Below are 25,832 nucleotides of genomic sequence, written 5' to 3' on the forward strand. Positions count from 1 at the left end.
CATCATGGCCCACGAAGTGGCGCACCAGTGGTGGGGCCTTTTTCTATCACCCGCAGCGGTCGAAGGCGCCGGTGTACTCGTCGAAAGCCTGGCGACTTACTCGGCGATGCAGGTGGTGGAAAAAACACTGGGTTATGAGCACCTGCTGAGGTATTTATCCCAGATGCGACTGGAGTACGAAGTGCCGCGCTCCCGGGCGGCTCCACCCCTGCTGCGCGCCAACAACCAGTTCATGAATTACCGCAAGGGACCCTTCGCGCTGTACGCGCTGAGAAAGTACATTGGAAAGGATCGGGTCAATGATGCGCTCCGGCGGATGCTTCGCGATTATTCGCCCAGTCCGCCCTTGCCAACGACGCTCGATTTCTACCGGGAGTTGCAGTCAGTAACACCCGATTCCTTACAAACACTGCTGCATGATCTCTTTGCGGCAAACACCTTTTGGGAACTGGAGACCCAAACAGCCACTGCCAAACAACTCAAGGAGGGTACCTGGCAAGTAATCCTGGAAGTGGAAGCTCGGAAGATGACCGTCGACAGCATCGGCAAGGAAACCAACGTTCTAATGAAGGATTGGATAGAAATTGGCGTTTACGCACCACCTGTCAAAGGCCAGAGATCGGAAAAAGTTCTCTACCTTCGAAAGCATCGAATTGGCACTGGTAAGCAGACCATCATTCTCACGGTTCCAGAAAAGCCCGGGCGTTCCGGCATTGATCCGAATCACCTGCTGATTGATTTGAACCTAGAGAATAACGTCAGCAAGGTGTCGATCTAAAGTCAAAATGAAGTGGACTTGTCGGACGAATAAGGCAAGACATTGTACCGATCGATAAAAAGCTCGATCACATAACTAGGATTCTTTACGGTGGACATTTAGAATTTAAGACCTGGATACATTTGCTTATACTGTTCCTTGAGTTCAGGAGTCAACTTAGTTACAAAGTCTGCCTGTTTCCGGGCATAGTCGTCGTTCGAATCAGGGGTTGGTTGCGCCAATATACGGTTGGCATTATTCAGCGTATTCTGAATAATTATCTTCTGGTTTTTAACGGATTCTTTTGCCAGATCAATCTGGCTTTGTTGGAGTTGCTGAAACGTAGAATTCGGGCCGTAAGCCTGGTTATACATTTGACGATCATGAATATTTTGCATTCCACCCGCGATGAGCCCCAGTCCGGCCACCTGCCGCCCTTGCTCCCGTTGCAAATCATTGCCGTACAGGGTTCGGGAAATTTCCAGGTCTTGATTGGCCATACTCCCGTACTGGGCAAAGTTTTGGTTTCGCCGTGCCGCATCGGCTGCGGCCAACACAGACTGCTGACCGGCCTGCTGACTGCCCAGGTTATTCAATCCCGCGAGCACAACGCCCGGGTTGGCACCGCCCCCGACACTTTGCGTTAAAGCCCGCACACCTGCGCCATAATTACCGGCAATGTTCTGATTGGCCAGCGCCATTTCTTCGGATGACAGCCCCTGATTCTTTCTGGCCTCCACGGCGCGCTGCCAACTGGTAAATAGGGTCGATGGCTGCCAGTTTGAAACCGGTTTTCTGGCAATAGCTGCCCCGGTAATAATGCGGCTAATATCCATCATGGTACCTAATCCAATGCCGGGTGTCGATGATGAAGACGAGGACGTTCCCGCTACCGGCGTAATTGCCCAGTTTGGTATCTGCGGTTTTCCCATTGTAAACATATTGCCAGCCTGAACCTCCTTCCCGCCCACGCGCCGGGTGGTAATCTCACTCATTGGAGCCGCAGGCACATACGGCTCTGGCCTTAACCGAAGTACCTGGCCCGGTTCGATCAAATTCGGATTGGCAATTAGACTACGGTTGTAATTGAGCATCTCGGGCCGCGTTGTTCCCGTCATCTTTTCAATGCCTGACACTGTATCTCCCTGTTTCACCGTATACGTATCACCTACATACCGTGCAAGTGGCGTGGGCGACGCCGAAGCCCGACGGGAGACCTGTGGAATGGTGGTTCTGCCACCGGTTAAATTGCCACTTCCGGAAGTATCGGTTGGAGGTGGCGGAGAGATGCTCGCCGGACTTGAATTAGAAGAAACCGGTGCAGGGGAATTTGCCGCATTTAACGCCCAGTTCAACACCCGGCCATTGGTCAACCAGGTCGAATACCCACTTTGCAGGGGAGTCTGTACGCCAGACGAACGTAGATGCTGAATCTGATCCCTGTAGAAAGATTCCTCCGGGCTACCTGATTTAGCGGTCCGCAATAGCTCTTCAATTTCCGCAAGCTGGTTGCCTTGATCGATCCCCGGCGTAGGAGCCGGTGGCAAAATACCCACCGCTCGCATCTGCGGAATAAAGTCGGAGGTGCGAGCCGTTTTTTTTGGTTCGACCGGCCCAATGTCGGCAAACCGGGCAAGATCCATCATCCAATGTAGTCCGGGCATTGGATACACTTCACCACCCCGGGCAAAACGCTGGGGGGCAGGGTCCGGCTGGGAGGTCTTCATGGGTTGTTGGGAGATTGCCGGATTTGTACCACGGCTCCCAAGCAAACTAATCTCCTGATAAATGGCCCACTTTTCTTCCCGCTCCTCTTGTGTTTCAGTCGGTATACTTCGCAACTCCTTCAGGCGTTTTTGAAGCTGTTGAACTCTGGACAAGTCGGGCGTATTTCCCGTGTTAAGCATGTTCTTTGTTGTTTATCTCGGTTGTTCAGGCCGACTAAGCTCATTTGCAAAACACTCAACTAACAATGTGATTGAGTGTATTTGTTACATATAACGTGGGGTTATCGATTGAGAATAAGCAGGCAACTGTATCAGAACCGAATACCTTAACATATCCTTTTGATTAGCCTTTTGAAATAATTAGAAGGCCCCCAGCACTATTAACCTTAATTGCTGGGCAAATTCATAGGTCACCTTAAAGCGATAATAAGTCCGACCATCTTCCAATAACTTGCATTCTCCTTCGCTAATCTCCTTTTGGAAGTGGGGAAGCACCTTGTTACAAAAAATCTCAACGGACTTGGGAGGTAACCTAAGCCTACACACGTAGACGTTTTGGCCGTTTAAGGTATCTGGAAATAGGAAAGTCTCTGTTACGAGTGGTTCCATGATGAAGTGTTGATTAATTGTTTTTCTATTCATGATACGAAGGCGGCTTTCTAAAGAGAATTAGTTTGCCGCTGGTATAATCAAAAGCGAATTTTATTTGTCCAACCTGTATACTCCCAGCCCAAGCAGCTAGACTCAGGATCGCGCGGCTCGTTAGAGCCCATGAAGGAATCTGTATAGGTTGAATTGTCTTCGATGTTGATGCATTCATAAAAATAATCAATTTCCCGGCCTAGCAGTCGCCGAGGATTAGAAAGTAATGGTCGAAACCCGGAAGATCCCGGGATTTACTTTGTAAGTTTTGCCTTTCTTTTTCTGCACGAAATCCACTCTCTTTAATTCATTCAATCCTCTTCTCGTTTGACGTGTTGACCGTCTTAATTCGGCCGCAAGCTCAATTGTGGAGGACTGAACACAGTTATCATCCTGTAATTTTTCGCCGAAAACGAATAGGATTTTCAGTGCGACACTTTCCAACGTTTTGATCACCGACAGATTATATACTGTTGGCTCGTAAATAACGATTCGGCGCTCGAATTTCGAGATTTCGCCTGTTTTCCAGTCAGATTTTGACATAAGCGGACTGTATATGACTCTTATACAGTGTGATTTTCTGTAATTGGCCTGTAGAACCCCTGAATGTGAAGATAATCACCAAGTTAAGTATTTTAACGCGATTTTGCAAACATTTGTTCTCGAAAATTGCGGGGGTGCGGCAGACGACCGTTGGTCGAACGGCGTCTTTGTAACGATCTAACAGAAAGATGGATACGGTAACTGTATAGCTAATCCAGAGAATTCGGAAGTTTCCTAACGTATACCAATATACGCTGTATGTAAACAGAAATAAATTGCTGTAGAACTCAGATCATAAAATGAGACATTTCTATCACTAGAATTATACAAACGTATATCAGATATAAAACTGCAAGGGTGAAGGTCAAAGAGAACCGGGCTGGGAAAAAACAGGGTCGGGGTGGTTATTGGGTAGGCTGTTAGATGTGATTCAATTTCTGAAGCGCCAACGTCAGAATCGTTCTTATTTTCTCTTCCTGGTCGGGAGTCATTTTGCTTTTCCGGTTACCCGCTACATTCAAAATCTGTACACCATGGTTTACAATAAAAGCCTCCAGTGCTGGGGCGGTGGGATTCAAGATATACGGCACTCCTGCCTTTGTGCAGCAATTGATTGTTAATTCGGTTCCGTTCGTTGGAGATCCGAAGATGACGGTCGCATCGGATTCGACAACATTACGACGTGTGCGGGGTGGATACTTACTACTCGAGTCTTCAACCAATCCAAAGCCCGCCAGCCATGGTGCGGGGCCATTTTCTGTAAGGTATCCTTTCGGAGCTACGCCACCGGTTTTAATTCCCAGATTTCGAGCTACGGTCAGGGCGAGTTGATCAACACCCGTCTGGCCGCCTGAAATCACTTTTTCAATTCGGTAGCCAAGCATTTTTTTTGTTTTGGGGAAGATTGAACTACATGAAAATAGCGAAAAATCTTGAGATTTCCAACAGGAATGAGGTTGAAAACGGATAAAAAGCCTCTTAAAATAATGGCTTCATTTTTAAAACTGGGTACCTGGCGCTTTTTCAGATTGGCAGCTATTTTTCCCCTACCCCCCGGGGGTCTGGGATTTGGCCGGGGAAAAAGATGTTATGCTCCGTAAAAATCGCCTGGAAGATCGTTCACGGGTTGAATACCTTTGACATCAGACAGATCATGATATTAAGGGTCTGTTAAATGTGGGTAATACCCACATTATAAAAACACAACGCGGGAAAGGAATAATACAAGGAAATGTTCCGTTTTACATTCGTAGTTCAGCATGCATGACTACCGGACAAATTGTCCTTTACTCCAAAGGGCGACAACAAGCCTTCTAAATTTGCAATTTGACTCTTGGAAAAAAACACTGGAATTTTCGGTGCGTTTTAAATGTACGCCAGAATTACTTTTACGTGGTAACGGCTTGTACTTTTTAAATGCAGTCCAGGATTGCATTTAAAAACGAAAATGGGCCGGGACTTTTACGACCCTTTCCCGAGTTAGTTTTACTGAACCAAACCTCTGTTGCCATCTCCCTTTTAAAAGTGTTTCTGGCACACATTTAAAAGGGAGTGAGAATCCCTTTTAGAAAATGGTCACACGAGCGTCGGTGGGGACTGTGGGTCGGGGGTGCCGGGGCTCACGGTACTTTTTTCCTCTACCCCCCGGGGGTTTGGCCAAATGAATGCCAATAAAGGATTCCTTACTTTTGGTTTGGCGGGGTAATTGGCGGCTTTAACATTTGAAAATCCTCCACGGTTGCGGGGGCCAGCGATCGGCGGGGCGGGGATCGGCTGGGTCAGGAGGCAGTGGGTGGTTAATTTAACTTACCGATTGATGAATAAGTATCTTTGCCTACCCATTTCCTTCTCTTGCTGCCTAAACCCTTCTTCCATGAAACTCATTGTTTACCTACTAGCCAGCCTGCTGTTGGCCGGTTTTTCAACCCTACCTGAGCTTTCGTTCTTTCCAATTTCGAACACCTCGGCTATGGTAGGTAGGGTGGCTTCGGAGCCAAAAGCACAGATTGATACGCAGTACACCCATTTTTTTACACGTTATGCTACCTGGAATGGTGGCGATGGAGTTTATTCAACTCCTCTTCCTGACGGTCGAATTGTATGGACATTCGGCGATTCATTCCTGGGTCTTGTGAAACTAGACCGGACCCGCTTACCCAACCAGAACGTTATGGTTCGCAACTCCATGATGATTCAAACTGTCGAAACATTCGACGGGTTCAAGACACTGAATAAAGGGGCCAATACCACCAATGCGGGTCAAACCTACTTTAACCATGCGAAGCAGCCAGGTGGCAAAGACTGGTACTGGCCGTTAGATGCCACGGTTTACGACCGGAAACTTCAAGTCCTGCTGAGCCACGTCCAAAAAACAGGATCAGGCTCCTGGGATTTTAAGAATGCCTCGATCGATATTGCCATCTGTTCGGCCTCGACGGGAGCCATTGAAAAAATTATTGTCAACAAATATCAGGGGCAGTGGGGATATGGTGGGGCCGTCTGTGAAGCGTCAGATGGTTTCACCTACATTTATGGCGTTATACATGGAAACCTCACGACGAACGTTGTTGTCGCCCGCGCTCCGAAAGGTGATCTGACGGCGACATGGCAATTCTGGAACGGCAGTCAGTGGGGAAGCCAGCCGAAAGACTTTTCGGTCTACAAAGATGCCTCTGATCAGTTCAGCGTGTTTCGATACGGTGCTAAGTATTATCTCTTTACGCAGGAAATCATTTTCGGCCGACGGCTGTTTCTGTCGGAGTCGAGCAGGCCGATAGGGCCATGGACTGCAAAGCGTCTCCTCTACACTGTTCCCCCAGAACATAGCACGGACAAAGTTTTCACCTACAATGCCCTGGTTCATCCAGAACTGTCGAGAAATGGGGATTTGATGATTTCGTATTGTGTCAACACTACCAATTTTGACGACCTTTTCAACATTCCGGGTAGTGCGGATCTCTATCGACCCTACTTCATTCGGGTGACGAACTGGCAATAAATCGGGCTGCCTTTTCAAGCAAGGAGGCATTCAAAAAACTCAGTTCTTTATACCAGAATTTCGTCGACTGGTACGCTTCCGGCTTCGGCTTTCACCAGTGCAATAAACTGGTCACACAATTCACTCAAATCGGTTGGGAGCTCATTGTTGGTGCTTCGGACTCCGCCAGGTATTTTAACGATAATTCGCCCACCCACCTCTTCCAGCAAAATAAGGAGGCCTGGAAAAACAACTGTAACTTCCCCGGCACTATTTTGGTCAAGGCTTTGAATTAAACGGCAGGCCGGACCAAACTCAAAGCCATGCTCGAGCTGATAGTGCAATTTGCTGTAAATTTTATTCATCACCTCCATCTTTCCATTCTCGATTTGGTCGGCAATTTACTGATTCGCCAGGAACATCCAACTGATTGTTGGATCCCTCATCGGATTCTCACGACGTCAATTTTTCTGACGTTGTCAAAGCCTGAAAGAACCTTGAAAGTCAAGACCCAATTAACCACATTTACGAGGTAAGTCTGTCTTACCTCAGCAGGTTCCGTCTATGCCAAATGGATGGAAATTATTTAGCCCCAAATATTAACGGAGAGCCTTGATCTCATTTTTAACTTAGACTTGCCTATTTTAAACGGGATCGTTCAACAGAGGGGCTATTTTGGCTGATTACGCCCAGTTGTTTTTATTGGGATTCAAAATCCCTTTTAGATTTGGTGCCAACAGACAGATCGCGCGTCAGTTCAATTATAGGTTAAACAGTCATTGGCATTTATGCTAAAACCTGAAAGTGGTATCTTGTTGAAAAAAACGGAATGAGAGAGCAATACAGTTTGGTTAAATTCCTGGTGACAACGCCCGACAACCGGGTTGAACACTGGACCGTTCCGGTTGTGTTTTATGACATACCTCCGCCATCGGTATTGGACGTTATGGAATTCCGGCATCCCGATCATTTGTTTAAAGTGATTGATATGCTGGATTCAACCCCAGAACAACACAAGGAAGTTGCTCAGAAAGGTGGCAAGCGGGCCATTACGTACGACGAAATTGTAGCAGTGGATCGGCTGAAGCCAGATTAGCCCCCGTCTTGTTTTAGCTATGGTTGCTGATGACAGAGTTTTGAAACCACTTGCGCGATTTTGAGAAGGATTAAGAGTAACGAAAGGTATTTTTCGGCGTTCCGGCTTCCTTTTGGTTCTTCATCTTCCCGGGCGTCGTGTATGCCCAAACGTAGGAACGGTCAATAGGTGGACGGGTCAATAGCTGTGCCGTATAACAGATACCAAAAACGCCGTAACAGACGTTCGTTATTAAGACTGATTCACAACGTTATGAATATAAAATACGCCTACGCCGTCATCAACCAAGCCAGTGGCGGAACCTACGAGTCCAATTCGGCCCTTACGGCGTACCGGATATTAAGCGCAATTGAGCGTGAGTATACCGAGGGAAGCGAAACCGTTGCCTACAAAGCGGTGCTTCGTCAACTTGATGGGGTGCACAGACTACAAGCGCAGTTGGAAATCGAAAACGGTAAGGTTGTCAAAGCAAACGTAGAGCCCGAGTTCAAGGAGCAGGTTGAAAAGAAGAGACAGGAAGAGAAAGAAACTGGGGAGGATCAGTAAGCCCGATCGCGCGCGTTTTTTGTTGGTTTTCCGCCGTGCAGTCACCAACCAGGACCGCAATTCCTTTTAATCGGGAATCGCCTGGGGTCTTAACTGCAAAACCTTTTTAAACCAACCAGACCAATCCCAGCCACTTGGCTCCTCCGGATTATTGGGTAATAGAGAAGTTATTAATTCTTCTTCGTTGTTTTTTTTCAAAAAAGCCAAAAACGGCAGCAAGACGGTTTGGTTTTTTTTGTTTTCTTCAATTAGGTTTTATTCGTCTAAGTATTATATAAAAAAGAAAGTTATAAATCAGGCAACGCGTTGCATGAAATCGGGTAATACATTACTGGGTTTCAGGCAACCGCTACCTGGTTTCAATATACCTTATAGGGATACCTGATTTCAAGTAACCCATCGCGCGCATAATTGATCACATTACATAATCATTACTAAAATCCGGCGCTTTATAAATAGTGGCTGATTGATTCGGGTCTGGTTGTGAAATATCAGACTTTTCGGAAATAAGATCGGCGTGACTGTCTTTAACACCATGTCGGAAGTGTGTTACTGCATAATTGCCAAACCGGTAGATTACATCAAAATTATTTGCAACGCCTTCACTATTGTTTTTAAGATTTCGAAGAAAATAACTTATTACATCACGAGGTTTTTGGGGAAGCAATTCGTGTTCGTTACCAAGTATCACATGGATAGCAGTATAAGCATAGGCGTGAAAAGCGTTATGAATAAATTCATCGTCTTCAAAATGACGCATTGCCTCCTCTAAATTTTGAACTTGTGCTGGAGAGAACTTGACCATTCCTTTTACTTTCGTTCGCAACTCTGTATGGCATGTATTGTACCAATTTCGTTGTTTTATATATAATTCTTCCAGTATTTTGGCCAGTGCCTTAGCGCCCTTTTGTTCGGCACCTTGTTGATTTTCAGAATTTTCTAACGGACTTTCTGTTGTAGAAAGCTTTGCAAGTTGTTTAGCAATTATGCCGTATTGATCCGCTAAACGATTAAGGTCAATTCCTTTTCCTGTAGGTGTTTTTTCGCGGTAGAATAATTTCAGTTTCTCGGGGGTTGCTAATTCTGCAAAATTTAGCCGATAGGACGTAACTCTATTATTGGACGAGTTTCTGACAATTCGGGTCTTAAGAATACCTGAGTTAATGAAATAATTACGAACAGTTTTTAAACGTTGCTCTCTTATTCCAAGCTCTTTTTCAATGGCTGGATCCGAATGTGTCCACTCACCAGTACTTCGGCAATGGAAAACAAGATATTGAAACAACACAACATGGTCGTTTGTAAGGTCGTCGAGGTTAAACTTTTCCCACGAAGGAAAGTTGATTTGAATACCCAAATCGGCTATCTTTACCGTGTCATTCATTTTTATTGTTGCTGATTTAGAGTTGGTTAAACCCGGCACAGCGCAGACGTCCAAATCCAATCGCTACCGGTTGTCCTAAAAGTACTCCAATGACCATACTTGCCCGGTATGGTCATTTTTTGTTCTGTGGTATAAATATACAGAATGTCTTGCAATGTAAGCCACTGGATACTATTTTTAGGTAAACAAATAAGCACATGGCGAAAGAGTCAGGAACATACAGGCTGCCGATAGAGACCAAAGGCAAAATAACGGAGCTTGGAACGCTATTTAAAGAAAGCGGAGCGGAGATTATTGAAAGGGCGGTGAATCTTCTATATGATCAAAAGGAGCCCGAATTTAACCGGGAAATAGCCGAAAGGCTTAGTCGGTCAAAATCCGTCTAGTCGAAGAAAAGTCGCATTTTGCATAATTCTAATACAATACTTGGGGAGCGTCACTCTTATATGGGCTTTCTATCAATTTTCAAATAATGTAAGACAATGGCTTGCGCTTTGTCTATTAATTGCTTAAATTCGTTTATTCGATTCAGAGACAGACTGAAAACCGCATAGGCCCGAAAGGGATGCCCGGTCAATAGGAGCGACTTTGAAGGAGATAAAATAGTGATCCCCGTACTGTCTAAGTTTTCGCGGACCAGTCAGTACGGGGATGCAAGTCAACCATTTTAAACTTTCATTCAAAATGTCAACGGACGCAAATTACGTACCGGGGAGCGAAGATGCAACCCCAAAAGCCAATTTTGAGCAAACGGTAGGTCAAAATCTACCAGGCTTCCTGCCCAATCCCATCGGCGGTGCCGGTGGAGAATTTGAGATCACCATCGACGCCCAGCCCGGCCCAAACGGCGAAGACTCCCCCGCTGTTGTACTTCACTACGCACTGGCCCTCTACCACCAGCGCCTTTTAACCGAAATCAAAGACGTTCTCCAGTTCCAGGAATGGTCTGAACGCGGCCCCGCTGATTCCCAGGAAATTCTCGGAATCGTGCGCAAACTGAAAATCGTGGCTAATACCATGGACTGTCTGGCCGATGGCACCTATTTGCGCCTTCGGGAAATGTACTGCCAATTGACCAACCTGTTGCCTTCTCCGAATCAACCAGTCGATCAGACTGCTGACTCCACGAAAAAGTAGTCCTGCGTACTGCCACCATAAACACCCCTTCGCTTCATTCCTGGCGAAGGGGCAACCCATCACGTCTTACTCTTCACAAAAATGAATCGTTCACCAGAACAAACCTACGATTCGCTGCTCTCCGCAACGACCGCTACAGTTATGAACCCCTTCGGCAAAACAGCCGTAAACCCAATTGCAAAACCGGTTATTACATCGACAATCCTACGGGCCATTTCACCCCAGGAATCCACGGTAATCGTTCAGGAAGTCGCAAAGCTGCTCGATGCTTTTTCGGGCTGCCAATACGGCGAAGTCCTCCGGTGGATACTGGTTTATATTCAAGAGTCCAAAAAGTTAAGGAAGCGCTTTAAGGCAGACGAGATGTCCGCCATACTGTTGTTGATTGAATCCTTCACGCGCATCGATCAAACGTTTGCGCTTCGGAAGAAAGGAGGCCAATCATGCCGCTGAGACAGGCAACAGACAACCTAATACAGCAGAAGGTTGCCGACCGACCAAAACCGACCATAGGCGAAGTATTGGCAGCGCAGGATACACTCGCTCACCAAATCTTTGACCTGTATCTGACAGCAGACGAGATCGCTCCAGATCTGGACGAATCCACGGGGATGGTGGAAGAATTCAGTTTGGACCGATACGCTTAAAGTATCCAGGGGCAATACGTTGCCCAACCCGCACCACTAAAAAATCATCTATTCCCATGAAAAAACAGACAATTCCCGCAAGGGTCTATGACGGCGCTATGTCCGTAGCTGACGCAGCCAAAGAACTCGGCATCGGTCAAAAAGCACTCTTCACCTGGCTGCTTAACGAAAAAATCTGTAATCACAATGGCCACAGCTACATCGCCGATCAAAAATACGTCGACCAGGATTGGCTCAAAGTCAAACACAAGACCTGGTGGTCCGGCGGTAACGAGTTCAATCTTCAGACGGTTTTTGTAACCAGACTGGGGGTTGAAGAAATCCGTAAACGTATGACTGAAACACCCACTGACCTGAGTTAGGCTGCTGAAGTCGAACCGCAGCCAACAGCCAAAGCGGAATCATCGCGAAGAAAAGCACCCATTTTCCCAGGGTTGATTTCGATCTGATTGAGGAGATTGATTGTTCTAATGCTCCCTAAATACCCTTAATCTCATATTTTTCATTTTTTTACTGCATAAAAATTAGAGATTAATTCAAATAAAACCTCATATAAATACTAGTCATTATCCTGAAATAATATCTAATTAACTTTAGGTATAAAATTCAATAGAAATATACATTTTCTGCATATGCATTTTCTTATTATTTTATGCAGAAAGGAGTCGTACGGTCGATTTTATTTCTAATTTATTCCTCATTATCATTGCAAAAATTATTTATTAACGACTTCTAAAATGTACAACCCTTTCGAAGATTTGTTTACGGAAATCATGCATCTACAAATGACATTGGACCAAGTATTGACGACCGTCCGTTCTCAGCCGACACAGGCCGAAATCGAAAAGCCTTTAAGCCGGAAAGAAGCTGCCAAGTTTCTGAATGTCAGTTACGGCAAACTGTGTAGTCCCACATGCAAGGTTCCGTCAATTAGAAAATTCGGTAAGTACTACTATCTCAAATCTGACCTGCTGAACTACCTCAAATCCGATGATAGGGAATAGAAATTGTATATCATGGCATTCACACCTTTCTTGATCCTGAACTCCTATGAGTAAAGTTACGCTGGCCCTGGTGTTTGAAGCAAGAAAAAGCAAAAATTCCGAGGAAGGAATGTTAAAGATTCGCGTGACCTACCAACGCGACAAACGGCCCTACATTTCCCCTTTTCATACCGACGCAATGGATGCCGAGGGCCAGACCAGCGCCATTGGTTTAATGCTGGGCAGCGTCAACCGGTGGATGAAAAAAATCGGGGTAAAGCTGGGGATCAGTCAGAAACTGGTGACGTATGTGGCCCGGCATTCATTCGGGACCACGATGCTGCGATCCGGCGTTCCGCTCAAACATATCAGCAATTCGTTCGGACACGGAAGTATCACCACAACCGAACGATACTTCGGGGAGTTTGATGACGTCGATATCAAAGAGTTCTTAAAAGCGCTTTAAGTGATCCTAATGACACTGGAACAACTATTTACTCATTTTTTCAGTACCTTCCCAGTGAGAATTTAAAGCGGAAAGATGCATACATAGGTAAACGTCAGAAGATTGTCAGCGTCCAGAACCTGAATAAGTCAGCGATGCGATTGCAATCTCGTACGGACATATTGTTCCCTCAACTGAAGCTTTTCCTCATTGCGTAAAAACTCTTCACCTTGACCGGTAAGGAGTTTTTACAATTATATGTTACCAATCCGAATACAGATACATCCCATTCACTGCGACCTTATCCGACTGAGCTTCAATCTCCCGCTCGACTGCATCCGACACATTGGCCAGCAGATCAAAACCCGTTAACCGCTCGATCTCATCGACGCTGACCCGGTAGTCACTCCAGGGCTTTTCTCCGAAGGCATTGGTGTTCGGTATAAATACGGCAATAACCCGTGTCTGAGCGTTGATCCGGTTCAGATCGACACTTCCTACCGGTAGGACTACAATCACCTTCCAGAGCGCAGAGGGAACCGTTACTTTGCCGCCCGCCAGGGTAGTGGCTTGCCCGTTGTCACCGATGCCACCTTTACCGTACGTCCCCGCAATAATATACGCTTCGTTGCCGTCGGCGATGAGCTTCCGGGTGTAGCCTTCCAGCAGGCTCCAGCTTTCGCGGTTATGGCGGGGAGCCTGGGGGACGATGTTCGTCATGAAAAACGTGGTGCGATTTTCCTCTGCCGTTGAGTCGCGATCATCCGACGGGCAGAGGTGGCCACGGTCGAAGCCGCTGAGCGTATAATCATCATGTCTTACCTGGTACCATCCGGTTGGCAAGGTTTGATCCGGAATGAAGAAACCCGCGTACCGCTTCGCCGATCCCTTCCAGGCGGCTGACGAATGCCAGGAGCACCAGTTGGCAATACCGGCGCTGCGGTTATAGCTGAGGGCGTAGGTTGGCCGATCGATGAGGTAATTGTTTTCCTGGACACCTGCGTTACTGGGATTACCCAGGGCAAGGTTCTCGTCACGGGTGGGCATGGATGTGTCCGGAGCTAGTTGCAGTGCTTTCTGGCAGGCAACTGGGCCGAATAGAACAGCAAATAGCAGTAAACGGACTATCCGATTCATAAGCTGCTCAATACTAGCGATTATTCAAAAAATTTACGTGAAGCGTCGGCGATTTCTTCAAAATTTTCAATAAGGTATTTGATACCGCTTTTCATCAATTCTTTGATTGCTTCGGACTTGAAAATCTCAAGATATTTTAGACCCTTTTTTCTCGCGTAAGCCCATATTCCTGTTAACTCCTTAACTGTCTGATTTTGAGATTGGGTAGTTTGGGTTTCTTTGAGGTGATTTGTCTTAAAAATTAAATCAAGATAAACCTGCCTATCTGCATCAGAAATTTCGGGGTCTCTGGATTTGGCCTGCAATCGGTGAATAGTGTCGCCTAAATAACGGTCGATTAATACTTGCTTATCTAGATCGAATGGTTTTGTCTCAGCATCCTCATCTAGCATTTCAAAGTTTTCAAAAAACTCATCTTGGTACTGCTCAAGAATTGGGTCTTTACTTCCATCGAATGGGTCTACAGTTCTGTAATAATCAACCAATCCTACCCATCGCTCCCAAACTTCCTTCAAGTTTCTTTCTTCTATCCAACTCTCTTTAGGATCCACAGAATCGGAACTATATGGATATCTAGTGATCCGAAACAGCATTTTACCTGTATCAGTCTTCCAGTCAGTGACTGCAAAGTGAAATTCAAAGCCATTTTGAATATCCTTGACCAAAAGTAAACCGTCCCCCGGTGGGCTTCGCATAAATGGCCTGGTGTCAAGATTTTTCACCTGGGCCAGCTTTTCTAATTCTGATACAGTATGCAGTTGAGGTATTTTGGGCTTCATTGGAAACTTCATCTAAATGTTTCCCTTCAACCTACAAAATCTCAGCAGTTTTCGCAAACGAAATTCCTGATTACGCCATGAAGAGAACACCAATTGTCCTTTCGTCTGATTCGTGACTTTCCTAGCGTCACAGCGTCTAAGCAGTATGAAAACGCTGCTCCTCTACTCTGTCCTTATTTTCGCTCAGCCAGATACCGTTCCACCGACGGACACAACCCATTATTATGATCCGGTGCAGGCTCGGGTACAGGAAGACTTGCAAGCTCAGAAAAACGCCTGGAAGCCGATGGAAAAACGCATCAGTCGGGTAATCTGGGTTTTTATCGGAGTGGTCGGCACATGGACTTTAGTAGTGATCACCAGGCGGGGGCTACGGTAAAGAAAAAGCCCGCCTGGTAAGGGCGGGCTTAGAGGTGTATTTGTATCCGAATTTGTAAGAAGGAAAATATACTAAAAATCGGACTATTTATCCGATTCTTCTACGATGCCCTCTGAATCCTCTGAAATTTCTTCATCGGCTTGATTCTCTTTTGCTTGATTCTGCTTACGGCGCTGCATATCAACAAAATTGAATGGTTGGACTAAAACAGTGGGAATTCCAGCCCTCGCTGTCAACGATGCTATAGTCTCGCGTACGAAAGGAAAAAGTATGGCAGGAGCATTGATGTCACTAAAATTTTCAAGCAACTTTTCGTCTACCCCTTCTGCAACCGAAAACTGGCCTCCCATTTTTATTTTGGATTCCATCACTTTGTCTGTCCCATGTTCCTGCCAAATTTCGACCTCCAGAATGACGAATAATAAGGGCAGTTCAGTCCGCCGACTAATTTCAAGCTGTAATCTATTTTGGACATACTCAGATGGGTAGACATCATTGCGCCGGAAAGACGCTTCTAATAAATCTACCTTCTGAAGGGTAAACGGCGGTTGATTAGATTCCATACGTGCAGATCCTAAGCGGCCATTGCATAGTTATAGTCCCCTGGAGCAAAACTATCTCCAGGTATAGTCACGGTAGCAGTGGGTTGTTGAAAAATTTCTTCTTCGTAAACCAAGCTATCAAACAGTTCCCGCGCAGATTCCAAATCGGCTTTATGAGGCCATTTTACATCTAAGTCAATTAGATGGATATCCGATTGGTAGTAAGAATGCTCTGTCCATGCTTCTTGAACAATTGCATCTTTTTTATACAGGATAGGGGGCGCAATCGGTAGGCAGTTTTCCGGATCAGTAAATAAAATACCTTCTTCAGGAAACGCCATTAGAAAATTATGAGTTTCTTGTCCTGCCAACTCTCTAAAATGAAAACTCTCAAGAGCCAGTGGATCAGTTACTTCGATAATATGTAATTCGGACATTTCTTCGTAAACATATGAAAATCCGCAATGCAGAAACTGCTCGTGTATGCGGTTGATGAGGCCAATGATCCATTCGTTAGCAATAGTCATAAAATTGTAATTATACGTGTCAAGTCGGAATTATGTACTAGTAATTGACGACAATTTATTGGTCAATTCGTCAATGATAATGTTCAGTTTGCGGGCCAACTCTAAGCTTTTGAGGCTAAATTTTTCATCAAACAAATCATTTTTGTAGTCGGCATGTACGCGGTTGCGTTTCAAAGTGTTAATGTGCTGGTTGAAATCGAGTGCTTGGAATCTATAACCGCTATCGACTAGTTTCTGTTCAACAGTGGTTATAACATGCACATGACTGCTGGCCTCTTCGGTTTTCTCGATTAAGCTTTTGGGAAAGTGTATTTGAAGTAGATAAATCGAACGTTGGAACGAGCTGTAATAAGCATGGTGAATGCTACTGGTGTAAAGATTGTGTTGTTCAATTAACAGCTGACACGCTTGAATGCTGTCGTTTGATTTTTGTAATAGTTTACTCATGCTCGCCTAAGGGTCGCAAATATATGTAATATCTTCAATGCACCTGCTATATATCTGGCATTTATTTATGTAACGCCAATAAAGTCAAGTATTTAGCATCTTTTGAAGGGATTAATCTATAGTCATGTAAGGTAAAATAAATAATATTTCTACTCAAAATATTTATGGTTTATTTATGTCTCACTTATTTAATGGTAGCAAAAGTCCATTCCATATCAGATTACGCGTTGTAGGTTGGCCCTATCGTCAAGACTGCAAGAACAAGCAATGTGCTATTTAAAAGCTCTTTTACTATATTAATACGATCACTGAATGAATGTCAGTAATTTATTTCAAGAATATTTCACACTACAATTTGCTTGATTTACACACTGGGCGCGTGCTCGGGAATCGCAATGCGCAAACTGCGAAACACCTGATCCCGGACGTCAGCATCGGAGAGCAACGCGGCAACCTGTCCCGATACATTCAGCTTCTGGCAGAACAGCAGGGCTTCGTTGCCACTCATGGCCGAATTCGCCACCACCGTGTAGCAGCAGCCGGGAAGCATGGCAGCCAGGTGTTCGCCGGAAATGATGAGCATATTGATAACCTGATTGGTCGAAAAGAAACTTGGCCGGCAGCAACTGACCGTTTCTTTACCTGGAAGAAATGACAAGAATTAGGCTGCAACCCGCAACTGCGGCTTTGGGGGTTGCAATCTTGAAATATGTTCTTCTTTGAGCACAATGACGTCCCGTTGCGGCTTACCGCTGTTGATAGAGTCAACGAGTGCGTCCAGTAGACGCGTCGCCCAGTCCGGAATGTATTTACCACCTACTTCAATAAAAACCTTTGGAAAGTTATACAAACTCCGTCCCAACCCAAAATGTACAGCGGCCCTTTTCATGGCATCGGAAATGCCCCCTTTCACGGGTTCAATTGCGGTCCGGCTGGCTCCATCGGTTTTGCTGACCACTTCACCCGTTGCAAGCTTGACCGTAATGGTGCATAAAAAGCCACCCTCGACTTCTTTAATTTCATTGGTCCAGTTAGCCCAGCCGAACTGTTCATCGAACCGCTCCATCACCGACCGGTTATTGATGTAGGGGACAACAATCATTTTTGCCGGTTTATTGTCTTTGGATTCAATCAGAGTCTGGACCCGCCATTCAATATCGGCAGGTAGCAGAGGGGCAGTTAGTTTTGAAATGTCCATTGTGTTTACTTGTTGTTTATTCCCAATTTATCATTTCTGTACACTTTCTAAAAGTTTTCCCTGGCCGCGCTGAAGGTCAATCATTCCCTCGCTAAGCCGTCGCATTTCCGACAACAGAGTGCCAAGCGAAGGTTCCGGATCGGGGAATTCCCGGGAAATATACGAGTCGTACTTCCACAATTGCAGAATATCATCGTGGGCCATTTCGTAGGACTCGTAACTTGGGTTCAACGAGTGAAGGATCAATCGCCCGTTCGTGGACAGTTCATTGACTACTTTCTTTAAGACGATGCCTTCTTTGCTGATGACGATGACTCCGCTTCCATCCTTGATGGTACCCCATTTTTCAATGTATTCGCCCACCACATACGAACCCGATGGAATCGGCAACATGGAATCTCCCTTGGTTGGAAACATCCGGTATTTGCGGCTTTTCGAAAGGAAGGGCAGCCGGAATCGGGGCAGTTCCGCAATAAAATCAATATCGTTGTAGCCTCCGCTACAGTATCCCATGATGGCAGTAACCGGTACAAACTCGACATTTTCTTCATTGTCTTCGCCCACCGTACGAACTACTTCATGAATCTGCTGCGCCTGTCCGAACAGGTTGGTATTACCGCTTTTGAAAAGGTGATCGAGTTGGGTGGCTGATAAATTACCCAGGTTTTCATACAGCAGCGCATCCACGGTAACATTGTAAAATTTCGATAACGTACCCGCCGTATCGATGGTGGGCATCGCTCCTTTTTCATACGAAATGAGGGAAGGTCGGCTAATCCCCAATGTAGAGGCTACTTCCCGTTGGGAAAGACCTCGATACTGTCTCAAAACCAATAGATTACCGGCCAGATACATACACGTTTCAGATTCCGTTAATGACAAACAAAGCTAAGAAGTTTTTATAAAAATCCTATCCTGTATGTCAGGATTCTTTACAATTGTAAACTGCCAAAATCCGGTTTAATTGTGTAAAAAACAGATTCCCGTAAAAAAAGTTAAGTATTCTGACTTGGATATGTAAAAAATCCTGACATATATTTGTCAAAAATCCTGACATAGTGTAATTCAATTTAAAATGGTGGTTGAACGCAACATACTTCACCTGGACCTCGACACCTTCTTCGTGTCGGTCGAGCGGTTGCGGCAACCGGAGCTGGTAGGCAAACCCATCATGGTCGGCGGATCTGGGGACCGGGGCGTTGTATCGGCCTGTTCGTACGAAACGAGAAAGTTTGGGGTCCGATCCGGCATGCCCATGCGCCTGGCCCGGCGGCTCTGTCCGGATGCATTAGTGCTTAAAGGTGACTACGAAGCCTACGGCAAGTATTCCAGGTCCGTTACGGAAATCATTACCGAGCGGGCTCCTGTGGTGGAGAAGGCGTCGATTGATGAGTTCTATGTGGACATGACAGGGATGGAAAAATTTGTCGGATGCCTGAAATGGTCGAAGGAACTGAAAAGCAAAATTGTCCGCGAAACTGGCTTATCGGTTAGTTGGGGATTATCCAACACCAAGACGGTCTCCAAGATAGCCGCCAATGAAAATAAGCCGGATGGGGCACTTTATATTCCTTCGACCGATGTCCAGCCGTTTCTCTGGAAATTGGATGTCTCGAAGCTACCGGGAGTCGGCGAGAAGATGGCGCACACCCTCCGCTGCATGGGCGTCACCAAGCTGGGAACCCTGGCGCAAATTCCCCGTAAACTCATGGAGCGGACCTTTGGCAAAACCGGGCTGTTTCTCTGGGACCGCGCTAACGGTATCGACCCTTCTCCCGTACTGCCACACGATAAGCAGAAATCGATGTCGAAGGAGCTGACGTTCCAGACCGACACCACTGATGTTCAGATGCTCCAGGCAACCTTAAGCAGGATGGTGGAAGGTCTGGCCTACGACCTGCGAAAAGACCGGTGGTGTGCGGGCAAGGTCACAGTCAAAATCCGCTACAGTGATTTTCAAACCTACACCCGGCAAATCACCATTCCGGCCACCTCGTCGGATCACCAGCTTACCCTGGCGGCCATCAAGATTTTCAATGCGCTTTACAACCGGCGGTTGCTGGTCCGGCTGGTGGGGGTCAGTGTCAGCAAGCTGGTGCGGGGAACCGAGCAGCTTGCGCTGTTTGATGCCAGCGGGGAGGTGGTCAAAACCCGGCTGCCCAACCTCTACCAGAAAACCGACCTCATCAAGTTGAAGCACGGTGAAAACCGCATCGGACATGCCAACAGCTATCATTTGGGAATTTAACCGCTAAACGTCGCACATTATGTCATTTGCCCTACACTGCCGCGTCTGGGATGTCCAGAACCAAACCATGCATTACCTGTCATCCTTGTTAGCTCAGACGGAAGACTTCCAGGTCGTTTTGCTCGAAGATGCTCTGGTTCTGATCAACACCTTTAATTCCTCGGAGAAACGTCTGTACGAGGCTGGAACACCCTGGCGTCTGATGCTGTCGGTGGGTCAACCCGACCGGGACGGAACCCCGATTTATGACTATGACATCGTGGAAAGTGAAGGGTATTTATGGGTGGTCCAGAATCATCCGGACCGTTGTGGCTACAGCCTGTTCATGCCTAATTGCCTGGGGTTGCCACCGTTTCTGACGCTTGACCGGGTGTTGGCGAGTAAAGTCAAGGTCGTAGGGAATTTCTTTGAGGACCCGCACCTGATTCTGGAGTTTCCGGACTCGCCGTATCAGCAGGCAGCCTAACCGCCAGACGGACGGAACACCATGTATCTCAACGCCCATAGTTACTACAGCTTACGGTATGGCACCTTATCCCCCGAGGATCTGGTCAATCAGGCTGTGGCTATGGGCATTACGACGCTGGCACTGACGGATATCAACAATGTTTCGGGCATCTTCGAATTTGTCAAGTTCTGCCGCATGGCCGGTATTCAACCTGTAGTGGGCGTTGAGTTTCGCAATCACAATGAACTGGTATATGTCTGTCTGGCGCGCAACACCGCGGGATTTGCCGAAATAAACCAACACCTGTCGAACTGGTTAGTAGCCAGCAAAGACTTTCCGATTCGGGCACCCTCGTTTCAGCATGCCGTGGTGATTTATCCGTTGCACCGTCTCAATCACTTCACTGACTTGGCGGAGCATGAATTTGTGGGGATTCCGGCCGCCGGGATACCCCAACTGTACCGGTACCGCCAGAAGCTGAAACCCCACCAGGTAGTGGTTTTACAACCCATGTCGTATGCGGACAAAACAGGTTTCAGCCTGCACCGCCTGTTGCGGTGCATTGCGCACAACTGCCTGCTTTCGAAGCTGGCCGAATACGAAACGGTGCTGGAAAACGAGTACATTCTTTCACCCCGGCAATTGGAAACCGCTTTTCAATCGTGGCCCCAGATTATTACCAATACCCGAGCGCTGCTGAATAGCTGTTCGTTCGGCTTTGATTTTGATACACCCAAAAACAAGAAACTATATACCCCCAGCAAGGAAGACGACATGGCTCTGCTGCGGAAACTGGCCGAGGATGGTTTGCGGGACCGTTATGGACCCGATCATCAGGAAGCCCGTCGGCGCGTCGAGGGGGAATTGAAAATCATCGACGATCTGGACTTTACCTCGTATTTTCTCATTACCAGGGATATTATCAGTTATGCCCACGGGCGCGGGTATCACCACGTCGGGCGCGGATCGGGAGCTAATTCAATCGTAGCCTACTGCATGCAGATCACCGATGTCGATCCGATCGCACTCGATTTATATTTCGAGCGGTTTATCAACCCCGGGCGCACGTCTCCACCCGATTTCGACATCGATTTTAGTTGGGACGAACGGGATGAAATCATCGATTACGTCTTCAAGAAATACGGACGCCATCACGTTTGCCTGATGGCAAATTACGTCACGTTTCGGGACCGGGCCGCTTACCGTGAATTGGGGAAGGTATTTGGGCTTCCGAAGGCTGAGATTGATGCACTCGTTAAAGATCCCCGCTCCGCCCCGCCGAATCAGTACACCCGGTTCATTTTCCGCTACGCTCCCCTGCTCGAAGATTTTCCCAACTACCTGAGCATTCACGCAGGCGGTATTCTGATCTCGGAATTACCGCTTTACCACTACACTGCGCTACAAATGATGCCCAAAGGCTTCCCCATCTGCCAATTCGATATGCGGGTAGCCGAAGACATCGGCTTTGCGAAGTGGGATGTCTTGAGCCAAAGAGGACTGGGGCATATCAAGGAAGCCGTCGATCTGGTACGCAAGAACCGGCAGATCAGCGTCGATATTCACCGCATTCAGGATTTTAAAGACGACGAAAACATCCGTCGGCAGTTGTTGTCCCACGAAACGATGGGTTGCTTTTACATTGAGTCGCCCGCGATGCGCCAATTGATCTGGAAACTTCAGGTGGCTGACTATCTGACGCTCGTGGCCGCATCATCGATCATCCGGCCGGGCGTCGCGTCGTCGGGCATGATGGCCGAATACGTCCGAAGGCACCACAACCCGGCGGATTATACCGCTGTCCATCCGAAGATGCAGGAGTTAATGGCCGAAACCTACGGGGTGATGATCTACCAGGAAGATGTCATCAAGGTGGCCCATCATTTCGCGGGTCTGACGCTGGGGGAAGCCGATATTCTGCGCCGGGCCATGAGTGGGAAATACCGCAGCAAAGGGGAGTTTGTCCGCATCGAGCAGAAGTTCTTTGCCAATTGCCGGGATTTAGGCTACACCGACGAGGTGGCGCGCGAGGTCTGGCGGCAGATCCAGAGTTTTGGCGGTTACAGTTTCAGCAAAGCGCATTCGGCTTCTTTTGCCGTGGAGAGTTACCAGAGCCTTTTTTTGAAAACGTATTACCCGTTGGAATTTGCCGTGGCTGTAATTAACAACTTTGGCGGCTTTTACCGCACCGAGTTCTACGTGCACGAAGCCCGGCGGTGGGGGGCGCATATCGAAGCGCCCGATCTTGCATCTAGTGAGTACCTGACGCGTATTGAGGGACATACCATCTGGCTGGGGTTTGTCCACATCAAAGGGCTGGAAAAAACCGTGGTGCAGGAATTGCTGCAGCAGCGCCGACAGCAACCCTTTGCCAACTTGGACGATTTTACCCGGCGGGTTCCGGCGGGTCTGGAGCAGTTGATTATCCTGATCCGAACGGGCGTGTTTCGATCCTTTGGTTCCACCAAAAAAGAACTGCTGTGGATCGCCCATGCGCTGGTCAACAGTTACGTGCAGCACGAGGGCATTCAGGAATTGTTCGCGCTGGAAGAAACCAACTGGTCGCTACCGGTTTTATGGCAGGATGAAATAGAAGACAGCTACGACGAGATTGAATTGCTCGGTTTTCCGCTGCGATCCCCGTTCGACTTGCTGGCCTCGAAAGTGGTGGGTACCTCTGCCCGGCAATTGGCACAGCAGGAAGGACGGATTGTTACACTGGTAGGGTATCTGATCACGCACAAACTCATCAGGACGAAGAATGGAAAGCCCATGACCTTCGGGTACTTTGTGGATTACGAAGGTCATTATTTCGACACCACCCATTTCCCCCAAAGTCTGGAAAAATACCCGTACCGGGGTATGGGCATGTACCGCATCGAAGGCAAGGTGGTGGTCGATTTTGGTTGCCCTTCGGTAGAGGTACGGAAATTTGAGAAGCTGCCGGTAAAACCGGACCCGCGGGGTGGCACCGAGCTGTTTTTGAATTAATTGACCCGTTCTTATCCCTCAATAATTCATGCCATGTATCAGCAACTCTACGTTTATGCCGGACCCACCCGGAAGGCTTTCAGTTATGTCAGCGACGTGGAAGCCATCGACAAGTTTCCGGAAGATTGCTACGTTGGGTCGGTTTGGACCATTCAGCAACCGGATCAGGCCCTGCCCGGCCGGTTCGTGGTGGTTGACATTCCCATTATCTGGCAAACAAAAAGGAGCAACCAGGATCGGGTACCGCGAATTGAAATCTTTCTGGCACCGATTCAGGATCAGTGGCTTTACGGACCACCCGAGTTTCCGTTCCTTCGGGCAGCCTGAAACAGGAAAGAACAGAAAGCAATGGCTTACAACGAGAAATTAGCGAATCGCGTCCGGGAAGAACTAGCGAGTTTCCCGACGCTGGAGGAACAGACGAAACGGGGTGGTTTATCGTTTCGCATCGATCACAAGCTGGTGGTGCATGTAAAAGACGATGAGTTGATGATCCGCTGTGAAAAAGAGATGACCGACGAGCTATCCGGTCGGCCCGGGGCCCGCCCGTATGTCATGAAGGGCCGACAGGTGATGAAAGGCTGGCTGTTGATTGATCCGGTTGGCACTTCTCGACAGGCCGACCTGACGGATTGGCTCATCATCACGCTAGCGGCTACCGCCAGAGCAAAAACCACTCGGAAGCGAGCGAAATAATTGACGATCATCACCGTGTAAAAGCTGATGGGATGTCTCCAGGAAGTGTCAGTTGAAGTCGTGATTGACACAAATATTCTTACCTACGATTTTGTAGTTACATTACATTTTATTAATTGCAGATGATTTTAGTTCTCACTGGAACATTTTCTATCTAACCTAGACTGGATTAGAATCATACTGTTGATTAGACCTTTGACTTTCTTCAATATGGGCGTGTTTATTCCAGCTAGATTCGGGTATTATAAAGAAATTGACTACAAAAATTTTGGTTTAGGTAGCATTAACGACATTGCAAAGTTTTTCAACTATAATCCCGACCAATTCTACCTTTGCATGGGACCGCTGGATAGCGACTTTCAGGTTAAAAATGTGTGCATTGAGGTGTTTAGTGGTAAGATAATATTTGTTCTGGCTGACTCAACGAAAGGGCCGCTTAAGCAATCTAAAGTCGATTATTTCATGAAAGAACATAACCTCAAGCGAATCTTTGATGGACCAGAGGTTGAGTCGATATTAACTTCAGGAATTGAAAACAAGACTTTAGATATCAATTTTTTATCAAGAGTACTAAAGCTAAAAGACCCCAGCCTTACTGGAGTATTTCATGCCAGTTCAATCGGGTTGAACCTGATATTTGAACAAGGCTACCTGACTGATTTTATGTCGTCTGATGGAATGAATAAATGGGCAAAGCTATGGTATCAGTTAAATCCCGCACTCATCCGTGACTATGAACAACAAGCTATCAAGTTTTGGGGTAATAATCCAAGCCGAGTACTGTTTGAAATCAACGCTCAGGCCGAGGCATTAGGCGAGACTCCAGGTGCATTAAATAATCCTTTTTTGGAGCTTCACCGGACAGATTATGGCTTAATAGACTTTTGCATGTTGAATGTAAAACATCATAGTCGGCCTATCACGCATGATGAATTTTTAATTCTTAATCACGGACGGTTTATCCAATTGGATGAAAAAATGAAAGAGTATCGGGTAGGTCTGTTCACCTATCATTTCAATGAAGAGGGCGAACTCTTAAGAGATTTGGACGAATCTCAATCGTAATGCCCTTTACAAGAGAAAACGTATATATAATTATCATCCACCTTGTAAACCAGTCGATGTTCGTCGTTTATTCGGCGTGACCAATACCCACTCAGGTCACCTTTAAGCGGTTCAGGTTTACCCCTACCCTCGAATGGCGACCGTAAACACTCATTTAAGAGTTCTGATAACTTAGCGATTAGTTTGGGTGAAACTTTGGAAAGTTCGGCCAGTTGGTTCAAGGCTTCAGGAGAAAAGTTGGCACTACGCGACTTCATTGGCCATTGAGCGTAGTTCTTCAATAGTCATCACTTTGCCTTTCCCTTCTGCAAAATCCTTCTCGCCTTGCTCTATGACTGAACGAAGGGTTTTCGTACCAACTGTTTCGATACTGTATTCGGCTTTACAGAGACGAATAAGCCAAACGAATAACTTTACAAATTTGCTTTGTGTAGCGATGTGAATAGTAACTGCTGCCATGACGCCGTACTTAATGGATAATACTAACGTAT

The 25,832-nt window shown here is 46.8% G+C and carries 28 protein-coding genes and 1 pseudogene; 15 read left to right on the forward strand and 14 right to left on the reverse strand.

Annotation, left to right across the window (positions count from 1 at the left end):
• Window positions 1-778 (forward strand): annotated as a pseudogene (locus FH871_RS05035) (hypothetical protein); the annotation flags it as partial.
• A 98-nt stretch (window positions 779-876) separates the two neighbouring features.
• Here the strand turns inward: FH871_RS05035 and FH871_RS05040 are convergent.
• Together FH871_RS05040 and FH871_RS05045 are read right to left on the reverse strand one after the other, a co-directional pair.
• Complete coding sequence (locus FH871_RS05040; protein ID WP_171062764.1) at window positions 877-2,484, reverse strand: LysM peptidoglycan-binding domain-containing protein; 1,608 nt, start codon at window positions 2,482-2,484, stop codon at window positions 877-879.
• 1,604 nt (window positions 2,485-4,088) lie between these two features.
• Window positions 4,089-4,553, reverse strand: a complete 465-nt coding sequence (locus FH871_RS05045; protein ID WP_138990268.1) for a putative molybdenum carrier protein — start codon at window positions 4,551-4,553, stop codon at window positions 4,089-4,091.
• 989 nt (window positions 4,554-5,542) lie between these two features.
• On the opposite strand from FH871_RS05045, the gene FH871_RS05050 reads away from it, so the two are divergent.
• A complete protein-coding gene (locus FH871_RS05050; RefSeq protein ID WP_171062765.1) occupies window positions 5,543-6,667 on the forward strand; it encodes a DUF5005 domain-containing protein in 1,125 nt (374 codons plus the stop codon).
• Window positions 6,668-6,714: 47 nt separating this feature from the next.
• On the opposite strand, the gene FH871_RS05055 is transcribed toward FH871_RS05050, so the two are convergent.
• Window positions 6,715-7,011: a hypothetical protein gene (locus FH871_RS05055; protein WP_138990270.1), complete on the reverse strand. Its 297-nt coding sequence runs from the start codon at window positions 7,009-7,011 to the stop codon at window positions 6,715-6,717.
• A gap of 464 nt (window positions 7,012-7,475) precedes the next feature.
• Here FH871_RS05055 and FH871_RS05060 point away from each other — a divergent pair, with 464 nt between their 5' ends.
• Together FH871_RS05060 and FH871_RS05065 are read left to right on the forward strand one after the other, a co-directional pair.
• Window positions 7,476-7,742, forward strand: coding sequence for a hypothetical protein (locus tag FH871_RS05060; protein WP_138990271.1), 267 nt, complete (start codon window positions 7,476-7,478; stop codon window positions 7,740-7,742).
• A 252-nt stretch (window positions 7,743-7,994) separates the two neighbouring features.
• A complete protein-coding gene (locus FH871_RS05065; RefSeq protein ID WP_138990272.1) occupies window positions 7,995-8,288 on the forward strand; it encodes a hypothetical protein in 294 nt (97 codons plus the stop codon).
• 415 nt (window positions 8,289-8,703) lie between these two features.
• Here the strand turns inward: FH871_RS05065 and FH871_RS05070 are convergent, their stop codons facing one another.
• Window positions 8,704-9,672, reverse strand: a complete 969-nt coding sequence (locus FH871_RS05070; protein ID WP_138990273.1) for a hypothetical protein — start codon at window positions 9,670-9,672, stop codon at window positions 8,704-8,706.
• 684 nt (window positions 9,673-10,356) lie between these two features.
• On the opposite strand from FH871_RS05070, the gene FH871_RS05075 reads away from it, so the two are divergent.
• The 4 genes from FH871_RS05075 to FH871_RS33460 all read left to right on the forward strand — a co-directional run bounded on the left by FH871_RS05075 (window position 10,357) and on the right by FH871_RS33460 (window position 12,905).
• Window positions 10,357-10,809: a hypothetical protein gene (locus FH871_RS05075; protein WP_138990274.1), complete on the forward strand. Its 453-nt coding sequence runs from the start codon at window positions 10,357-10,359 to the stop codon at window positions 10,807-10,809.
• Between the two features lie 81 nt (window positions 10,810-10,890).
• A complete protein-coding gene (locus tag FH871_RS05080; RefSeq protein WP_138990275.1) occupies window positions 10,891-11,262 on the forward strand; it encodes a hypothetical protein in 372 nt (123 codons plus the stop codon).
• A gap of 250 nt (window positions 11,263-11,512) precedes the next feature.
• Window positions 11,513-11,818 carry a phage antirepressor KilAC domain-containing protein gene (locus FH871_RS05085; RefSeq protein WP_138990276.1) on the forward strand — a complete coding sequence of 102 codons (306 nt, stop codon included), beginning with the start codon at window positions 11,513-11,515 and terminating at the stop codon, window positions 11,816-11,818.
• 688 nt (window positions 11,819-12,506) lie between these two features.
• The gene (locus tag FH871_RS33460; RefSeq protein WP_212768201.1) at window positions 12,507-12,905 is read left to right on the forward strand and encodes a tyrosine-type recombinase/integrase; all 399 of its coding nucleotides are present in this window, start codon (window positions 12,507-12,509) and stop codon (window positions 12,903-12,905) included.
• 240 nt (window positions 12,906-13,145) lie between these two features.
• On the opposite strand, the gene FH871_RS05095 is transcribed toward FH871_RS33460, so the two are convergent.
• Entirely contained in the window at window positions 13,146-13,931 is a 786-nt protein-coding gene (locus FH871_RS05095; protein WP_225309363.1) for a DNA/RNA non-specific endonuclease, read from the reverse strand.
• A gap of 110 nt (window positions 13,932-14,041) precedes the next feature.
• Window positions 14,042-14,800 carry a hypothetical protein gene (locus FH871_RS05100; protein WP_138990278.1) on the reverse strand — a complete coding sequence of 253 codons (759 nt, stop codon included), beginning with the start codon at window positions 14,798-14,800 and terminating at the stop codon, window positions 14,042-14,044.
• A 145-nt stretch (window positions 14,801-14,945) separates the two neighbouring features.
• On the opposite strand from FH871_RS05100, the gene FH871_RS05105 reads away from it, so the two are divergent.
• A complete protein-coding gene (locus tag FH871_RS05105; protein ID WP_138990279.1) occupies window positions 14,946-15,179 on the forward strand; it encodes a hypothetical protein in 234 nt (77 codons plus the stop codon).
• An 83-nt stretch (window positions 15,180-15,262) separates the two neighbouring features.
• Here FH871_RS05105 and FH871_RS05110 read toward each other — a convergent pair whose 3' ends face one another.
• The 6 genes from FH871_RS05110 to FH871_RS05135 form a co-directional block, all read right to left on the reverse strand.
• Window positions 15,263-15,742 carry a protein-export chaperone SecB gene (locus FH871_RS05110; RefSeq protein ID WP_138990280.1) on the reverse strand — a complete coding sequence of 160 codons (480 nt, stop codon included), beginning with the start codon at window positions 15,740-15,742 and terminating at the stop codon, window positions 15,263-15,265.
• A gap of 11 nt (window positions 15,743-15,753) precedes the next feature.
• The gene (locus FH871_RS05115; protein WP_138990281.1) at window positions 15,754-16,248 is read right to left on the reverse strand and encodes a hypothetical protein; all 495 of its coding nucleotides are present in this window, start codon (window positions 16,246-16,248) and stop codon (window positions 15,754-15,756) included.
• A 30-nt stretch (window positions 16,249-16,278) separates the two neighbouring features.
• Entirely contained in the window at window positions 16,279-16,695 is a 417-nt protein-coding gene (locus tag FH871_RS05120; protein WP_138990282.1) for a hypothetical protein, read from the reverse strand.
• A 364-nt stretch (window positions 16,696-17,059) separates the two neighbouring features.
• Window positions 17,060-17,278 carry a hypothetical protein gene (locus FH871_RS05125; RefSeq protein WP_138990283.1) on the reverse strand — a complete coding sequence of 73 codons (219 nt, stop codon included), beginning with the start codon at window positions 17,276-17,278 and terminating at the stop codon, window positions 17,060-17,062.
• A gap of 78 nt (window positions 17,279-17,356) precedes the next feature.
• On the reverse strand, window positions 17,357-17,893 hold the full coding sequence (locus FH871_RS05130) for a Rad52/Rad22 family DNA repair protein (RefSeq protein WP_138990284.1): 537 nt from the start codon (window positions 17,891-17,893) through the stop codon (window positions 17,357-17,359).
• A gap of 30 nt (window positions 17,894-17,923) precedes the next feature.
• Entirely contained in the window at window positions 17,924-18,721 is a 798-nt protein-coding gene (locus tag FH871_RS05135) for a LexA family transcriptional regulator (protein WP_171062767.1), read from the reverse strand.
• Between the two features lie 247 nt (window positions 18,722-18,968).
• Between FH871_RS05135 and dinB the strand changes: the two genes are divergently transcribed.
• The 6 genes from dinB (at window position 18,969) to FH871_RS05165 (ending at window position 25,341) form a co-directional block, all read left to right on the forward strand.
• Window positions 18,969-20,141 carry a DNA polymerase IV gene (gene dinB / locus FH871_RS05140; protein WP_138990286.1) on the forward strand — a complete coding sequence of 391 codons (1,173 nt, stop codon included), beginning with the start codon at window positions 18,969-18,971 and terminating at the stop codon, window positions 20,139-20,141.
• Between the two features lie 19 nt (window positions 20,142-20,160).
• Window positions 20,161-20,607 (forward strand): YopX family protein, encoded by a 447-nt coding sequence (locus tag FH871_RS05145; RefSeq protein ID WP_138990287.1) that lies wholly within the window; start codon window positions 20,161-20,163, stop codon window positions 20,605-20,607.
• A gap of 21 nt (window positions 20,608-20,628) precedes the next feature.
• On the forward strand, window positions 20,629-23,580 hold the full coding sequence (locus FH871_RS05150) for a DNA polymerase III subunit alpha (protein WP_138990288.1): 2,952 nt from the start codon (window positions 20,629-20,631) through the stop codon (window positions 23,578-23,580).
• A gap of 33 nt (window positions 23,581-23,613) precedes the next feature.
• On the forward strand, window positions 23,614-23,907 hold the full coding sequence (locus tag FH871_RS05155; protein WP_138990289.1) for a hypothetical protein: 294 nt from the start codon (window positions 23,614-23,616) through the stop codon (window positions 23,905-23,907).
• 21 nt (window positions 23,908-23,928) lie between these two features.
• Window positions 23,929-24,276 carry a TfoX/Sxy family protein gene (locus tag FH871_RS05160; RefSeq protein WP_138990290.1) on the forward strand — a complete coding sequence of 116 codons (348 nt, stop codon included), beginning with the start codon at window positions 23,929-23,931 and terminating at the stop codon, window positions 24,274-24,276.
• A 210-nt stretch (window positions 24,277-24,486) separates the two neighbouring features.
• Window positions 24,487-25,341 (forward strand): hypothetical protein, encoded by an 855-nt coding sequence (locus tag FH871_RS05165; RefSeq protein ID WP_138990291.1) that lies wholly within the window; start codon window positions 24,487-24,489, stop codon window positions 25,339-25,341.
• On the opposite strand, the gene FH871_RS05170 is transcribed toward FH871_RS05165, so the two are convergent.
• Complete coding sequence (locus FH871_RS05170) at window positions 25,332-25,598, reverse strand: Txe/YoeB family addiction module toxin (RefSeq protein ID WP_138990292.1); 267 nt, start codon at window positions 25,596-25,598, stop codon at window positions 25,332-25,334. The genes FH871_RS05165 and FH871_RS05170 overlap by 10 nt on opposite strands.
• Entirely contained in the window at window positions 25,585-25,800 is a 216-nt protein-coding gene (locus FH871_RS05175; protein ID WP_138990293.1) for a hypothetical protein, read from the reverse strand. Before FH871_RS05175 ends, FH871_RS05170 begins: the two co-directional genes overlap by 14 nt.
• Window positions 25,801-25,832 lie beyond the last annotated feature (32 nt).

The sequence above is a fragment of the Larkinella sp. C7 genome (assembly GCF_006149005.1).
Taxonomy (GTDB): Bacteria; Bacteroidota; Bacteroidia; order Cytophagales; family Spirosomataceae; genus Larkinella.

What these genes read in the sequence shown, in the direction of transcription:
- FH871_RS05080 (WP_138990275.1), top strand. Translation starts at nt 10,891, where the DNA reads ATGAATCGTTCACCAGAACAAACCTACGATTCGCTGCTCTCCGCAACG.
- FH871_RS33460 (WP_212768201.1), top strand. Translation starts at nt 12,507, where the DNA reads ATGAGTAAAGTTACGCTGGCCCTGGTGTTTGAAGCAAGAAAAAGCAAA.
- FH871_RS05065 (WP_138990272.1), top strand. Translation starts at nt 7,995, where the DNA reads ATGAATATAAAATACGCCTACGCCGTCATCAACCAAGCCAGTGGCGGA.
- FH871_RS05085 (WP_138990276.1), top strand. Translation starts at nt 11,513, where the DNA reads ATGAAAAAACAGACAATTCCCGCAAGGGTCTATGACGGCGCTATGTCC.
- FH871_RS05160 (WP_138990290.1), top strand. Translation starts at nt 23,929, where the DNA reads ATGGCTTACAACGAGAAATTAGCGAATCGCGTCCGGGAAGAACTAGCG.
- FH871_RS05125 (WP_138990283.1), bottom strand. Translation starts at nt 17,278, where the DNA reads ATGCTCATCATTTCCGGCGAACACCTGGCTGCCATGCTTCCCGGCTGC.
- FH871_RS05145 (WP_138990287.1), top strand. Translation starts at nt 20,161, where the DNA reads ATGTCATTTGCCCTACACTGCCGCGTCTGGGATGTCCAGAACCAAACC.
- FH871_RS05050 (WP_171062765.1), top strand. Translation starts at nt 5,543, where the DNA reads ATGAAACTCATTGTTTACCTACTAGCCAGCCTGCTGTTGGCCGGTTTT.
- FH871_RS05110 (WP_138990280.1), bottom strand. Translation starts at nt 15,742, where the DNA reads ATGGAATCTAATCAACCGCCGTTTACCCTTCAGAAGGTAGATTTATTA.
- FH871_RS05095 (WP_225309363.1), bottom strand. Translation starts at nt 13,931, where the DNA reads ATGCCCACCCGTGACGAGAACCTTGCCCTGGGTAATCCCAGTAACGCA.
- FH871_RS05165 (WP_138990291.1), top strand. Translation starts at nt 24,487, where the DNA reads ATGGGCGTGTTTATTCCAGCTAGATTCGGGTATTATAAAGAAATTGAC.
- FH871_RS05060 (WP_138990271.1), top strand. Translation starts at nt 7,476, where the DNA reads ATGAGAGAGCAATACAGTTTGGTTAAATTCCTGGTGACAACGCCCGAC.
- FH871_RS05105 (WP_138990279.1), top strand. Translation starts at nt 14,946, where the DNA reads ATGAAAACGCTGCTCCTCTACTCTGTCCTTATTTTCGCTCAGCCAGAT.
- FH871_RS05040 (WP_171062764.1), bottom strand. Translation starts at nt 2,484, where the DNA reads ATGAAGACCTCCCAGCCGGACCCTGCCCCCCAGCGTTTTGCCCGGGGT.
- FH871_RS05170 (WP_138990292.1), bottom strand. Translation starts at nt 25,598, where the DNA reads ATGAAGTCGCGTAGTGCCAACTTTTCTCCTGAAGCCTTGAACCAACTG.
- FH871_RS05075 (WP_138990274.1), top strand. Translation starts at nt 10,357, where the DNA reads ATGTCAACGGACGCAAATTACGTACCGGGGAGCGAAGATGCAACCCCA.
- FH871_RS05150 (WP_138990288.1), top strand. Translation starts at nt 20,629, where the DNA reads ATGTATCTCAACGCCCATAGTTACTACAGCTTACGGTATGGCACCTTA.
- FH871_RS05055 (WP_138990270.1), bottom strand. Translation starts at nt 7,011, where the DNA reads ATGAATAAAATTTACAGCAAATTGCACTATCAGCTCGAGCATGGCTTT.
- dinB (WP_138990286.1), top strand. Translation starts at nt 18,969, where the DNA reads ATGGTGGTTGAACGCAACATACTTCACCTGGACCTCGACACCTTCTTC.
- FH871_RS05175 (WP_138990293.1), bottom strand. Translation starts at nt 25,800, where the DNA reads ATGGCAGCAGTTACTATTCACATCGCTACACAAAGCAAATTTGTAAAG.
- FH871_RS05155 (WP_138990289.1), top strand. Translation starts at nt 23,614, where the DNA reads ATGTATCAGCAACTCTACGTTTATGCCGGACCCACCCGGAAGGCTTTC.
- FH871_RS05130 (WP_138990284.1), bottom strand. Translation starts at nt 17,893, where the DNA reads ATGGACATTTCAAAACTAACTGCCCCTCTGCTACCTGCCGATATTGAA.
- FH871_RS05070 (WP_138990273.1), bottom strand. Translation starts at nt 9,672, where the DNA reads ATGAATGACACGGTAAAGATAGCCGATTTGGGTATTCAAATCAACTTT.
- FH871_RS05115 (WP_138990281.1), bottom strand. Translation starts at nt 16,248, where the DNA reads ATGACTATTGCTAACGAATGGATCATTGGCCTCATCAACCGCATACAC.
- FH871_RS05045 (WP_138990268.1), bottom strand. Translation starts at nt 4,553, where the DNA reads ATGCTTGGCTACCGAATTGAAAAAGTGATTTCAGGCGGCCAGACGGGT.
- FH871_RS05100 (WP_138990278.1), bottom strand. Translation starts at nt 14,800, where the DNA reads ATGAAGCCCAAAATACCTCAACTGCATACTGTATCAGAATTAGAAAAG.
- FH871_RS05120 (WP_138990282.1), bottom strand. Translation starts at nt 16,695, where the DNA reads ATGAGTAAACTATTACAAAAATCAAACGACAGCATTCAAGCGTGTCAG.